This window comes from Streptomyces sp. NPDC017991, assembly GCF_044328075.1.
In the GTDB taxonomy this organism is placed as follows: Bacteria; Actinomycetota; Actinomycetes; order Streptomycetales; family Streptomycetaceae; genus Streptomyces.
The window spans coordinates 163,673-177,089 of sequence record NZ_JBIRGP010000004.1; the positions used below are offsets into that span (position 1 = coordinate 163,673).

12 protein-coding genes and 1 pseudogene are annotated in these 13,417 nt (G+C 70.1%); 9 read left to right on the top strand and 4 right to left on the bottom strand.

The genetic code is table 11. The features are described from left to right. Positions 1–34: 34 nt before the first annotated feature. The gene (locus ACH4DZ_RS13455; protein ID WP_398287221.1) at positions 35–487 is read right to left on the bottom strand and encodes an ATP-binding protein; all 453 of its coding nucleotides are present in this window, start codon (positions 485–487) and stop codon (positions 35–37) included. Between the two features lie 268 nt (positions 488–755). Between ACH4DZ_RS13455 and ACH4DZ_RS13460 the strand changes: the two genes are divergently transcribed. The 9 genes and pseudogenes from ACH4DZ_RS13460 (at position 756) to ACH4DZ_RS13500 (ending at position 10,996) form a co-directional block, all read left to right on the top strand. Next, on the top strand, positions 756–1,598 hold the full coding sequence (locus tag ACH4DZ_RS13460) for a hypothetical protein (protein WP_398287222.1): 843 nt from the start codon (positions 756–758) through the stop codon (positions 1,596–1,598). A gap of 144 nt (positions 1,599–1,742) precedes the next feature. Continuing rightward, positions 1,743–2,483, top strand: coding sequence for a YcnI family protein (locus tag ACH4DZ_RS13465; protein WP_398287223.1), 741 nt, complete (start codon positions 1,743–1,745; stop codon positions 2,481–2,483). 184 nt (positions 2,484–2,667) lie between these two features. Next, positions 2,668–3,339: an SCO family protein gene (locus ACH4DZ_RS13470; protein WP_398287224.1), complete on the top strand. Its 672-nt coding sequence runs from the start codon at positions 2,668–2,670 to the stop codon at positions 3,337–3,339. Further along, a pseudogene (locus ACH4DZ_RS13475) lies at positions 3,336–3,797 on the top strand (copper chaperone PCu(A)C); the annotation flags it as partial. The gene ACH4DZ_RS13470 and the pseudogene ACH4DZ_RS13475, both read left to right, overlap by 4 nt. 173 nt (positions 3,798–3,970) lie before the next feature. After that, the gene (locus ACH4DZ_RS13480; protein WP_398287225.1) at positions 3,971–6,028 is read left to right on the top strand and encodes a copper resistance CopC/CopD family protein; all 2,058 of its coding nucleotides are present in this window, start codon (positions 3,971–3,973) and stop codon (positions 6,026–6,028) included. A gap of 8 nt (positions 6,029–6,036) precedes the next feature. After that, on the top strand, positions 6,037–7,305 hold the full coding sequence (gene efeB, locus ACH4DZ_RS13485; RefSeq protein ID WP_398287226.1) for an iron uptake transporter deferrochelatase/peroxidase subunit: 1,269 nt from the start codon (positions 6,037–6,039) through the stop codon (positions 7,303–7,305). 88 nt (positions 7,306–7,393) lie between these two features. Beyond that, entirely contained in the window at positions 7,394–8,326 is a 933-nt protein-coding gene (pheA, locus tag ACH4DZ_RS13490) for a prephenate dehydratase (RefSeq protein WP_398287227.1), read from the top strand. Between the two features lie 538 nt (positions 8,327–8,864). Then, a complete protein-coding gene (serS, locus tag ACH4DZ_RS13495) occupies positions 8,865–10,142 on the top strand; it encodes a serine--tRNA ligase (RefSeq protein WP_398287228.1) in 1,278 nt (425 codons plus the stop codon). Continuing rightward, positions 10,139–10,996, top strand: coding sequence for an HAD family hydrolase (locus ACH4DZ_RS13500; RefSeq protein ID WP_398287229.1), 858 nt, complete (start codon positions 10,139–10,141; stop codon positions 10,994–10,996). Before serS ends, ACH4DZ_RS13500 begins: the two co-directional genes overlap by 4 nt. 338 nt (positions 10,997–11,334) lie before the next feature. Here the strand turns inward: ACH4DZ_RS13500 and ACH4DZ_RS13505 are convergent, their stop codons facing one another. From ACH4DZ_RS13505 to ACH4DZ_RS13515, 3 genes are all read right to left on the bottom strand, one after another. Then, positions 11,335–11,595 (bottom strand): hypothetical protein, encoded by a 261-nt coding sequence (locus ACH4DZ_RS13505; protein ID WP_398287230.1) that lies wholly within the window; start codon positions 11,593–11,595, stop codon positions 11,335–11,337. Positions 11,596–11,759: 164 nt separating this feature from the next. Beyond that, positions 11,760–12,479, bottom strand: coding sequence for an ABC transporter permease (locus ACH4DZ_RS13510; protein WP_398287231.1), 720 nt, complete (start codon positions 12,477–12,479; stop codon positions 11,760–11,762). An 11-nt stretch (positions 12,480–12,490) separates the two neighbouring features. After that, positions 12,491–13,402 carry an ABC transporter ATP-binding protein gene (locus ACH4DZ_RS13515; RefSeq protein WP_398287232.1) on the bottom strand — a complete coding sequence of 304 codons (912 nt, stop codon included), beginning with the start codon at positions 13,400–13,402 and terminating at the stop codon, positions 12,491–12,493. Positions 13,403–13,417: the final 15 nt, after the last annotated feature.

Consider the following 13,417-nt stretch of genomic DNA (forward strand, 5'->3'; position numbering starts at 1 on the left):
TGTGGGACGCCGTGTGGGACGCCGGGACGTGTCGTCAGGTCGCCAGCAGCGGCGTGCCCTCGCGCCACTTGAGGATCTTGTCGAAGCTGACCACGGCCCCGCCCCTGACGGAACTGCCGATGTGGACGTGGTCGGCGAGCTCCTGGATCAGACACAGACCCCGGCCGTGCTCCGCGTCGCTGTGGGAGGGCCGCAGGGGCGCACGACCACGTCCCGACGGGAACCCCGGGCCGGAGTCGGTCACTTCGATACGGCACTTCTCGCCGTCCAGATAGGCCGTGACCCGGTAGGCCTCGGTGTGCTTGCCCCGGTCCGTATCGCCCCCGTGTTCGACGGCGTTGGCGCAGGCCTCGCTCAGCGCGACGGAGATGTCGTAGGAGATGTCAGGATCCACCCCCGCGGACTCCATCGTGCCGATCAGCAGGCGCCGGGCGAGCGGAACACTCGCCGCCTCACGCCGGAGATGGAGGGACCACCAGATGCTCATGCTCCAGCCTCCTGGCCGCGGCTCGACATACCGTTACGTATTGCCGGGAGAACCCGGAACTAAGCGTGCGGTCGACGTGACAACGCCCATACGGGGGATGTACCGAGGCCATCTGCCCGTGTATGGCCGATGTGTATACGACACGCAGACGACACACAGCCGACGCATGTGCGGGCGAATGGCACCAGAACCCCATCTTCCGGTCCGCACGTCACCTTGTGGACCTGCCGTATGGGGCGGGTAAGGCCAGTGCGATGATGAGCCCGCCATGACTGCCTCCTACCAGCGCGCGCGCACCGGAGGTGATCTCCGGGTCCTGAGGGCCGCGGTGTTCACCGCGGTCTGTGTCGTGCTGGCCGCGGCCGGCCACTCCATCGCCTCCTGCGCGACGGTTCCGCTGTGGTCGCTCGGGGTGGGCTTCCTCGCCGTCTTCGCCGTCGCGGCGCCGCTCGCCGGGCGCGAGCGCTCACTGCCGGGCATCACCGTGCTCCTCGCGACCGGCCAGACGGTGCTGCACACGCTCTTCGGACTCGGACAGCACGGCACGGCGGTCACCGCTTCCACCGCTTCCACCGCGTCCACCGGTGTGGACGCCTCACTCGTGGCCCGGGCCGCGCGGCTGGTCTGCGGCGCGTCCGTCGCGACACTCAGCCCCGCCCAGGCCCAGCGGATCCTCGCCGACGCCCAACTCGGCACCGGTACGGGCGCTGGCGCGGGCGCGGACACCTCGCACGCCCTGCACGAGCAGGCGGGCGCCATGTCGGCCGCCGTCGGATCGCCGTCGTCGGTGCTGCCGTCACTGCCGATGCTCCTCGGTCACGTTCTCGCCGCGGTCGCCGCCGGGTGGCTGCTGCGCCGCGGGGACATCGCCCTGCGGCGCCTCCTGCGGCTCTCGGCGCACGGAGTGGCGGAAGGGCCGCTGGTCTCCCTGCGCGGAGCCCTGGCACTCGTACGGGCCCTGCTGTCGGGCCTGCCCGGCGTGATCCCGGCGATGCCCGGCGCACCGCGCAGCTGGGCCTACGAGCCACCGGTCGCGCGTACGACCGCTCTTCAGCACTCGGTCAGCCGGCGCGGTCCGCCGGCCGGCGAGGCACTCACCCTCGCCGCCTGACACGACGCAGCACTTCGGACGTATCACTCCGGGGGTGCCGTCGTGCGGCACGCGCGCGTGCCCGCTCCCGCACGGGCGCAATCCCCAGTTCCTCACCGAACGGTTCTTCACCGAACCAGTGCTGAAAGCGAAGTGTTTCCTGCCATGAAGGCTTCTCGTATCGCCGCGACCGGTGTCGTCGCCGCCTCCGCCGTCCTCGTCCTGTCCGGCCCCGCGTTCGCGCACGTCAGCGTGCAGCCCGAGGGCACGGCCGCCAAGGGCGGTTACGCGACGGTCAACTTCAAGGTGCCGAACGAGCGCGACAAGGCCTCGACCACCAAGCTGGAGATCAACTTCCCGGCCGACCACCCGCTCGCCTCGGTCATGCCGCAGCCCGTCGACGGCTGGAACGTCAAGGTCACCACCTCCAAGCTCGACAAGCCGCTCGAACTGCACGGCGAGAAGATCAGCGAGGCCGTCACCAAGGTCACCTGGACCGCGGACGGCAAGGGCATCCAGCCCGGCTTCTTCCAGAAGTTCCCGCTCTCCATCGGCGCGCTGCCCGAGGACGCCGACGAACTGGTGTTCAAGGCGATCCAGACGTACTCCAACGACGAGGTCGTGCGCTGGATCGAGACGCAGGAGAAGGGCGAGGAGGAGCCCGAGACGCCCGCTCCGGTGCTCGCGCTGTCCGCCGCGACCGACGACCACCACGGGTCCGCCGCCTCCGACGACGACGCCGAGGAGGAGGGCGACGACGCCAAGGCCGCCGCCTCGACCACCGAGGCCGCCTCCGACGACAGCAGCGACACCACCGCCCGTGTGCTGGGCGTCGTGGGCATCGTCGTCGGTGTGGCGGGCGTGGCGTTCGGCGTTCTCGCCAGCCGTCGGCGTACCAACGCATAAGTCCAGTACGACCTGCGCGCAGGTCCGGACCGGCCCGCGCCGGCCCGGTACGGCCTCCGCGCAGGTCCGGTCCGACCGATCCGACGTCGGACGCTCACCGCGATCCCCGACCGGTCCGTTTCCGGCCGGGGCCGGGGCCCGTACACAGGAAATCGTGGGTGCGGAGTCCCCAGGAGAATGCACTATGCGCAAGAAGACGTACGCCGTGGCCGCTCTGTTCGCCGCGGCCGCTCTGACCCTTTCCGCCTGCGGCAGTGGCGAGAGCGGTGACAACGCCGTCGCCGAGGTGTCCACCGAGACCGGCTCGGACAAGGCCGCCACGGTCCTCGACAAGCCGTTCGAGAAGCCGGACCTCGTCCTCACCGACACGCAGGGCAAGAAGTACGACCTCCGCGAGGCGACCGCGGGCAAGCCGACGCTGATCTACTTCGGCTACACCAACTGCCCCGACGTCTGCCCGCTGACCATGAACAACATCGCCGTCGCCAAGAAGCAGCTCGCCCAGGACAAGAAGCTGTCCCAGGCCGAGAAGGACTCGCTCCGCGTCGTGTTCGTCACCACCGATCCGGAACGCGACACCCCCGCCGCGCTCGGCAAGTGGCTCAAGGGCATCGACTCGGACGTCGTCGGCCTGACCGGCTCCTTCGACACGATTCAGGCGGGCGCCCGGACGCTGGGCATCTCCATCGAGGCGCCGACGAAGGGCAAGGACGGCAAGGTCACCTCCATGCACGGCACGCAGGTCATCGCCTTCTCCCCGAAGACCGACGCCGGCTACGTGCTGTACGGCGAGGACGCCACCGTCGACGACTACACCAAGGACCTCCCCGCGCTGATCAAGGGCGCGAAGCCGTGACCCGTCGTACGGCGTCCGCGGCGGCCCTCGTGGCTACCGCCGCACTGATCCTGACGGGCTGCGGGGACTCGGACTCCGGCGGCTCGGGCGGCAACGGGAGCGGACTTTCGGTGGGCTCCGCCTACATGCCGCAGCCCGTGTCGGACTCCATGGCGGCCGGTTTCCTGGTCATCGCCAACGACGGCGGCGCGGCCGACCGGCTGTCCTCCGTCACCAGTGACGTGGCCGGCGAGGTCACCATCCACACGACGGTCGGGCAGTCGATGGAGCAGGTGAAGGACCTCGGCATCCCCGCCCACGGCAAGCTCGTCCTCGAAAGCGGTGGCGACCACCTCATGTTCGAGAAGCTGAAGCGCAAGCCGAAGGAGGGCGACACGGTGTCCCTGGAACTGCGCTTCACCGAGTCCGACCCGATCAAGGTCGAGATGCCGGTGAAGTCCGCCACCTACCAGCCGTCGGCGGCGACGAGATCGTCATCGTCCTCGCAGTCGACTGCACGTTCGTCTGCACATTCGTCCGCGCGCTCGGTTGCACGCCCGTCCGCCTCGCACCTGTCCGCCTCACACCTGCCCGCTCTGCCCGCCCTGTCCGCTCTGTCCATGACATCGCACCACTGAGGGAGGGACCACCGTTGAGTCAGACCATCGCTCCCCGTGTGCGGACGCTGTTGCTGCTGATCCTCGCCGTCACCGGCGCGCTCCTCGCCGGGGCCGTGCCCGTCTCCGCGCACGCCGCCCTGACCGGGAGCGACCCCCAGCAGGGAGCGGTGGTCGCCGAGGCCCCCGCCCAGGTGTCGCTCACCTTCTCCGAGCAGGTCGCGATGTCCGACAGCTCGGTGCGCGTGCTCGACCCCAAGGGCAAGCGCGTCGACACCGGCAAGACGTCCGGGCAGGGCGGCAACACGTACGCCGTGAAGCTGCACTCCGGCCTGCCCGACGGCACGTTCACCGTGACCTACCAGGTGGTGTCGGCGGACAGCCATCCCGTCTCCGGTGCCTTCACCTTCTCCATCGGGGCGCCCTCCACGACCACGGTCGCCGTGTCCGACCAGGAGGCCGGCGGCGGGCTCGTGGGCGGCCTCTACGGCTTCGCGCGCTATGTGTCGTACGCAGGATTCATCCTGCTCGTCGGCGGCTCGGCCTTCGTGCTGGCCTGCTGGCAGCGCGGCACCGGTGTGCGGGCGGTGCAGCGGCTCGTGGTCTCCGGGTGGCTCGCCCTGACCGGGGCCACGCTCGCCATGCTGATGCTGCGCGGGTCGTACACCGGCTCGGGGAAGTTCGGGGACGTCTTCGACCTGAACCTGCTCAGCGAGGTGCTGCAGACCAAGACGGGCGCCGCCCTGGTGTCGAGGCTGCTGCTACTCGCCGCGGCCGCGCTGTTCATCGCCGTGCTCTTCGGGGCGTACGAGAAGCGCGAGGACGAGGAGGAGAAGGGCGATCTGACCTTCGGGCTCGCCATCGGCGGGTTCGTCGTGGCGGCCGGTCTCGCCGCGACGTGGGCGATGGCCGAGCACGCCTCGACCGGTCTCCAGGCGGGGATCGCGATGCCTGCCGACGTGCTGCATCTGCTCGCCGTCGCGGTCTGGCTCGGCGGGCTGTCGACGTTGCTGGTGGTGCTCTACCGGGCACCGTCGATCGAACGGTCCGCCGTACAGCGCTTCTCCAAGGTCGCGTTCGGCAGCGTGACCGTGCTGGTCGTGACCGGGATCTACCAGTCGTGGCGGCAGGTCGGCACGTGGTCCGCGCTCACCGGGACCTGGTACGGGCAGCTGCTGCTGATCAAGGTCGGCCTGGTGGTCGTCCTCGTCGGCATCGCGTATGTCTCGCGCCGCTGGACCGCCCGGCTGGCGCAGACGCCGGCCAAGGAGCCGGTGAAGGCCTCGGTCGGGGCCGCGGCATCGAAGAAGTCGAACGGATCGGCCGGATCGTCCGGAGCCAAGGGGGCTAAGGGGTCCAAGGGGTCCAAGGGGCCGAAGAGCTCTGAGGGATCGAAGGCGTCCAAGGCCTCCAAGGTGTCCAAGGTGTCCGCCGGGTCCGCGGCATCCGCCGGATCCGAGGAAGGCCCGGACGGGAAGGAAACGGTCCCCGCGGGCAGCGCAGGCGGCAGCGGTGGCGGCAAGCGGGCAGCCCAGCTGGCCCGGCAGCGGGCCGCGGTGTCCATCGCGCGCGACAAGCGCCTGCGCGACGCCGACCCGCTCCGCTCGGGCCTGCGCCGCTCGGTGCTCGCCGAGGCGGGCGTCGCGGTCGTCCTGCTGGCCGTCACCACCGTGCTCACGTCCACCGAGCCCGGACGTACGGAGGAGGAGGCGAAGGCCGCCACCGCCGCCGCGTCCGCGGAGCAGACCGGTGAGGCGCTGTCGCTGGACATCCCGTTCGACACGGGCGGCCAGGACGGCAAGGGGATAGCCCGCGTCGAACTGGACCCGGCCCGCGTCGGCGGCAACGACATGCACGTCTACGTGGAGCGGCCGAACGGCAAGGCCTTCGACATTCCCGAGGTCAAGATCGCCTTCACCCTCAAGGCGAAGGACATCGGACCGCTGCCCGTGGTCCCCGACCGCATCGCCACCGGACACTGGACGGCGAGCGGGGTGCAGATCCCCATGGCGGGCAGCTGGCAGATCGAGGTGACCGTGCGGACGTCCGACATCGACCAGGTGACCGTGGACAAGAACGCGCAGATCGGCTGAACGACACCATGGCTGAACAGTCCACTCCGAAGCCCCCTGTTCCGAAGGGCTCCTCCAAGAGCGTCGTCTCCCGGCGGCGCCTGCTCGGCACCGCCGGTGCCACGGGGCTCGCGCTCGGCGCGGCGGGCGGAGCCGCCGGTTACGCCGCCGCGCCCGCCGCCGACCGGACCGCGCTCCTCAACTCGGTGGGCGCGGACGAGGTGATGTTTCACGGGAAACATCAGCCGGGCATCACGACCGCCCTGCAGGCCAAGGGCCATCTCGTCGCCTTCGACCTGGCGGCGGGCGCGGGCCGCAAGGAGGCGGCCGCCCTGCTGCGGCGCTGGTCGGCGACCGCCGAGCGGCTGATGGCGGGCGAGGCGTCCGCGAACGACGACACGGACGTGGCGCGTGACGCCGGCCCCTCCTCCCTCACGGTCACCTTCGGCTTCGGCCACAGCTTCTTCGCCCGTACGGGACTGGAGAAGCAGCGCCCGATCGCCCTCGACCCGCTGCCCGACTTCTCGTCGGACCATCTCGACAGGGCCCGCAGCAACGGCGATCTGTGGGTGCAGATCGGCGCGAACGACTCCCTCGTCGCCTTCCACGCCCTGCGCGCGATCCAGCAGGACGCGGGCCGGGCGGCCAAGGTGCGCTGGCAGATGAACGGCTTCAACCGCTCACCCGGCGCCACCACGCGCCCGTTGACGGCCCGCAATCTGATGGGGCAGATCGACGGCACCCGTAATCCCAAGCCCTCGGAGTCCGACTTCGACCGGCGGATCTTCGTGCCCGACGCGAGCGACCCGGCGTGGATGGCGGGCGGCTCGTACGCCGTCGTACGCCGTATCCGCATGCTCCTCGACGACTGGGAGAAGCTTTCGGTCTCGGACCAGGAGGACGTGATCGGGCGCCGGAAGTCCGACGGGGCGCCGCTGTCCGGCGGTACCGAGACGACCGCGATGGATCTGGAGAAGACCGGCGGCGACGGCAAGCTGGTGGTCCCCGTCAACGCGCACGCCCGGATCACCCGGCCCGACGAGAACGGCGGCGCGGCGATGCTCCGCCGGCCCTTCTCCTTCCACGACGGCATCGACGCGGACGGGGTGCCGGACGCGGGGCTGCTCTTCGTCTGCTGGCAGGCCGACCCGTTGCGCGGCTTCGTACCGGTGCAGCGCAAGCTCGACCGCGGGGACGCGCTGTCCACCTTCATCCGGCACGAGTCGAGCGGGCTGTTCGCGGTGCCGGGCGGCGCGGCGGAGGGGGAGTACGTGGGGCAGAAGTTGCTGGAGGGCTGAGATCCGCTCATTGGGGCGTGGTTCCGGAAGCGTGAGCCCGTTTCCGGAAGCGTGAGCCCGGTTCCGCAAGGCCCATTAGGGTGAGGCCATGCCAGCCAGCTACGCGTATCTCGGCCCCGAGGGCACCTTCACCGAAGTGGCCCTGCGGACTCTTCCGGAGTCGGCCACCCGGCAGCTCGTCCCGATGGTGTCCGTTCCGGCGGCGCTCGACGCCGTCCGGGCCGGTGAGGTCGAGGCCGCGTTCGTGCCGATCGAGAACTCGGTGGAGGGCGGCATCACCACGACGATCGACCAGCTGGCCGTCGGCGAGCCGCTGATGATCTACCGCGAGGTGCTTCTCTCGATCACCTTCGCGCTGCTGGTCCGCCCCGGCACGAAGCTGTCCGACATCAAGACGGTCAGCGCGCACCCGGCCGCCCAGCCGCAGGTGCGCAACTGGATGAGGGACCACCTCCCGGACGTCGTCTGGGAGTCGGCGGCCTCCAACGCGGACGGCGCCCGCCTGGTGCAGGAGGGGCGTTACGACGCGGCCTTCGCGGGCGAGTTCGCGGCGGCGCGGTACGGCCTGGTGGCCCTGGAGACCGAGATCCACGACGCCGAGAACGCGCAGACCCGGTTCGTCCTGGTGGGCCGGCCCGCCCGGCCCGCGGCGCCGACCGGTGCGGACAAGACGTCCGTGGTGATCTGGCAGCGCGACGACCATCCGGGTGCCCTGCTCGAACTGCTCCAGGAGTTCGCGGTCCGCGGGGTCAACCTGATGCTCCTGCAGTCACGGCCGACCGGCGAGGGCATCGGCAACTACTGCTTCGCCATCGACGCGGAGGGGCACATCGCGGACCGGCGGGTGGCGGAGGCGCTGATGGGGCTCAAGAGGGTCTGCCCGAAGGTGCGGTTCCTCGGGTCCTATCCGCAGGCCGACGTCGATCCGAAGGACATGCGCGCACCGCGGGCCGGAACGTCGGACGGCGAGTTCGCGGCGGCCTCGGACTGGCTGGCGCGCTGCCAGGACGGCCGTTTCTGAGTCGGTCCTACCTGCAGATTTTCTTCATCCACAAAGTTATCCACAGGCTTGCTTCTCGACCTGGGGACAAGTCGACAACGAAGTGCGACACAGTCGACAAATCGTCCTACAACCCACCACTGCGTCCACAGCCTCACAGGTCACCCTTCGTCCACCTGTTTTCCCTGACCAATCCCTTAGAGGGAACCATTTCCACCCGAACGTGGGTGTAGAGAGGGTTTGGCTCGCGAATTCCCCGTCCCGGATGCGGCTTTCGGAACGATCACTTCCGATGTCCACAGATCTTTCGCACAGCCTGTGGATAACTTTTCGGGAATGCGGATCCCTGTGGACAACCCCCTGCCAAGTCCCTTGTCCCGCAAGGGAATCGAGTCAACCCACCGCATCCCGTCTGCCCCGTTCCAGGGAGTCGGGCCCTTTTCGATTGACGCGGATCGGCACAATCCAAACGAATCGTCAATTATTGCAAAGCATGACAGAAGCGACAGATCGGAATACCGGGTCGTGTCCCGGAACCCCGCACCGGTAACCTTGTGGGGTGATTGACCTTCGCCTGCTTCGTGAGGACCCCGACCGTGTGCGCGCCTCCCAGCGTGCCCGTGGAGAGGACGTCGCGCTCGTCGACTCCCTCCTCTCCGCCGACGAGCGGCGCAGGTCGTCCGGCGTCCGCTTCGACGAGCTGCGCTCCGAGCAGAGGGCGCTCGGCAAGCTCATCCCCAAGGCCTCGGGCGACGAGAAGGCCGAGCTGCTCCGGAAGGCCGGCAAGCTCGCGGCAGACGTCAAGGCCGCCGACGCCACGCAGCACGAGGCCGACGAGGAGACCAAGCGCCTCCTCAAGCAGCTCGGCAACCTCGTACACCCCGACGTCCCGGTCGGCGGCGAGGAGGACTTCGTCGTCCTGGAGACGCACGGCACGATCCGCGACTTCGGCGCCGAGGGCTTCGAGCCCAAGGACCACCTGGAGCTCGGCGAGGCGCTGGGCGCCATCGACGTCGAGCGCGGCGCCAAGGTGTCCGGCTCGCGCTTCTACTACCTGACGGGTGTCGGCGCGCTCCTGGAGCTCGCCCTCGTCAACGCGGCGATCACGCAGGCCACGGAGGCCGGCTTCATCCCGATGCTGACCCCGGCGCTGGTCCGCCCGCGCGCCATGGAGGGCACCGGCTTCCTCGGCCAGGCCGCGGAGAACGTGTACCACCTGGAGAAGGACGACTTCTACCTGGTCGGCACCTCCGAGGTCCCGCTCGCGGCGTACCACATGGACGAGATCCTCGACGCGGACAAGCTGCCGCTGCGCTACGCGGGCTTCTCGCCGTGCTTCCGCCGCGAGGCCGGCACGTACGGCAAGGACACCCGGGGCATCTTCCGCGTGCACCAGTTCGACAAGGTCGAGATGTTCTCGTACGTCGATCCCGCGGACGCGGAGAACGAGCACCAGCGGCTCCTCGACTGGGAGAAGCAGTGGCTGACCGGCCTCGGGCTGCCCTTCCAGGTCATCGACGTGGCCTCGGGCGACCTGGGTTCGTCCGCCTCGCGCAAGTTCGACTGCGAGGCGTGGATCCCGACCCAGGGCAAGTACCGCGAACTGACCTCGGCCTCGAACTGCGACGGCTTCCAGGCCCGCCGGCTGTCGGTGCGTATGCGGGACGGCAAGAAGGTGCAGCCGCTCGCGACACTGAACGGCACGCTGTGCGCCGTACCGCGCACGATCGTGGCGATCCTGGAGAACCACCAGCTCGCCGACGGCTCCGTACGGGTGCCCGAGGTGCTGCGTCCGTATCTGGGCGGCCGTGAGCTGCTGGAGCCGATCTCCAAGTGACCGGCACCACCGAGTCCACCGAGTCCACCGGGGCCGCCGAAGTATCCGGGGCGTCCGGGGCGTTCCCGTACAAGCTTGTCGCGACCGATCTCGACGGAACGTTGCTGCGCTCCGACGACACGGTCTCGGAGCGCACACGCGAGGCACTCGCCGCGGCCACCGTGGCGGGTGCCGCGCACCTCGTCGTCACCGGCCGGGCGGTGCCCTGGACCCGGCACATCCTCGACGACCTCGGGTACGAGGGCCTCGCGGTGTGCGGCCAGGGGGCGCAGCTGTACGACGCCGGGGCGCACAGACTGCTCACGTCGGTGACCCTCGACCGGCAGCTGGCGGGGCTCGCGCTCGCCAAGATCGAGGCGGAGGTCGGCCCGCTGGCCCTCGCCGCGAGCCGCGACGGTCTCGACGGTGACGTCCTGGTCGGCCCCGGCTACCGGGTGCAGGGCCTGCTGCAGTCCGTCCCGTTCACCGACGTGGCCGAGCTGTGGGCCGCACCCCTGACCAAGATGTACATCCAGCATCCCCGTCTCACCGACGACGAGCTGACGTCCGCGGCACGGGCGGCGGCGGGCTCCCTGGTGAACATCGTGATGGCGGGCGAGGGCATCGTGGAGATCCTGCCCCTGGGCCTGTCCAAGGCCACAGGGCTCTCCCTGGCGGCCCGCCGCCTGGGCGTGAAGGCCGCCGACACGATCGCCTTCGGCGACATGCCGAACGACATACCGATGTTCGCGTGGTCGGCGCACGGAGTGGCGATGGCCAACGCCCACACCGAACTCAAGGCCGTGGCCGACGAGATGACCCTGTCGAACGACGAGGACGGCATCGCGGTGGTGCTGGAGAGGCTGCTGGGCTAGTACCGCGGCAGGCAACGTTTGCCTGTCGCGGCCCCAGCCGCTCTGCGGCATCTCGGGGCCCCGCCCGGGGAGGGCGGCCCGCGCGGAGGTACGCGCTCGAAGCGGCCGCCCCGGGCAGCTCCCGTACGGGGCGGACTCGACGGAGCTGACTACTCCGGAGCCCGCACGCTGCCCTCTCGGGAGACCGACGAACTGCCACTGACGGGCATCGTCGTGCTCCTCACCCGGACTGCGGCGCCGGATGAATCCGGCGGCCTGGGACATGACCACTGTGCCCGTGGGACGAGTCGGACGCCACCGAATAAAAGGGCGCGTCCGGCGCACCGCGGGCGGGAGGATCAGCGGCGCCGCCACCTGCGCCGCCGCGCCTTGCTGAAGAACCATCCCGCGGGCGGCTCGTCGGAGCGCCAGGGCTGCGGATCGGGGCCGCCCTCGCGCCAGCGGGCCGCGAGCATACGGGCGCGCGCGGACGGCTCAGCCGTATCGGCGGACCGTATGAAGTCCTCGTCCAGGACGAGTTCGTCCCAGACCTCCCCGGCGGCCTCCCCCTGGCCTTCGCCGTGGCCCTGTCCGTCACCGCGTGGTTCCTGCGCTGCCATCCCCGTTCCTCCTCGTCGCATCCCCTCGGACAAGTGTGCCGTCACCGGCGTAAAACCCACTTCAAGATCGAGAATCCACGGCTGGATCAAACCAGATGCGGCTCCACGCACGCGTGGAGCCGCATCGACCACCCGAAGCCCCGCCTTCCGGGGCCCCGGTACGGCTACTCCTCGCCGGCCAGCGTCAGCGTCCGCAGCTTCTGTCCCGCGAACCAGGTGGCGGCGACGGTCACCACGACCAGCAGCACCGTGCCGGTGGTGAGACCCACGTCCGAGGTGACGAGATCCCCGCCGGACACCTTGTGGGCCACCGCGAGCGACCACTGCTGGACACTGAGCGTCCTCGCCCCGGAGACCAGCGTCCCGAAGAGGGCCTCCCACACGAGGGCGTAGACGAGCCCGAAGACCACCGCGTGCCGCGTGATGGTGCCGAGCAGCAGGAAGAGCGCCGCGTACGCGATCGAGGCGACCAGTGCGGCCACGGTGTAGGCGACGGCGACCTGCTGGCCGTTGCCGTTGAGGATCAGCCCGGCGAGGAACGTCGGGACCGCCGAGAACACCATGGTGACGGCGACGGCGACGATCAGCTTGGTGAAGATGATCGTGGGGCGCTTGATCGGCTTGGCGAGCAGGTAGACGACCGAGCCGTCGTCGATCTCGGGGCCGATCGCGCCGGTGCCCGCGATGACGCCGATGATGGGCACCATCGTGGCGAGCGCGAAGCCGCCGAGGACGTCCGCGGCCACCTGGTCGTCGGCGCCCGTGAAGCCGCGTACGGCCGCGGAGATGACGATCAGCAGGACGGGCAGGGCGCCCAGGATGAGGGCCCGGCGGCGGCCGAGGAGGCCGCGGTAGGTGAGCCGGGCGACTGTGGGGTCGTACATCTTTCGGCCTCCTACGCCGCGACGAGATACGAGAAGACGGACTCAAGGGACTCGTCGGACGGCGAGACCGTGAGCAGTCGGATGCCGTGGTCGCGGGCCACTCGCGGCAGCAGTGCCGTGAAGCGCGGGAAGTCGACGGCCTGGATGCGCAGGGCGCCCTCCTGGAGGTCGACCTCGATGCCGGACGTCGACGGGTCGGCGATGAGCGCCGCCGCGAGCGCGCGGTCGTCGCTGGAGCGGACCAGATAGCGGTGCGGGCGGTCGGTCATCAGGCGGCGGATCCGGCGGAAGTCACCGCTGGCCGCGTGCCGTCCGGCGACGATCACCTCGATGTGCGAGGCGAGCTGCTCGACCTCCTCCAGGATGTGCGACGAGAAGAGGACCGTGCGGCCCTCGTCGCCCATGCGCCGCAGCAGCTCCATCAGTTGCATGCGCTGGCGCGGGTCCATGCCGTTGAAGGGCTCGTCGAGCAGCAGCAGCGAGGGGTTGTGGACGAGCGCGGAGGCCATCTTCACGCGCTGGCGCATGCCCTTGGAGTACGTCGAGATCTTCCGGTCCTGCGCGTACTCCATCTCGACCGTGGCGAGGGCCCGGTGCGCCGCCTTGTCGCCGAGACCGTGCAACTCGGCGTTGGCGACGACGAATTCGCGGCCCGTGAGGAAGTCGTACATCGCCTCGCGCTCCGGGACGATGCCGATCTGCTTATAGATCTGCTCGTTGCGCCAGGTCGGCCGGCCGTCGAGGGTGACCGAGCCGGTGGAGGGGGCCAGGAAGCCGCCCATCATGTTGATGAGGGTGGACTTTCCGGCGCCGTTCGGGCCGAGCAGGCCGGTCACGCCGGGGCCGATGGTCATGGTGATGTCGTTGACGGCCACCACGTTGCCGAACCAGCGTGAGACGTGGTCGATGGTGAGGGTGCTCATGGGCGCGGCCCGTTC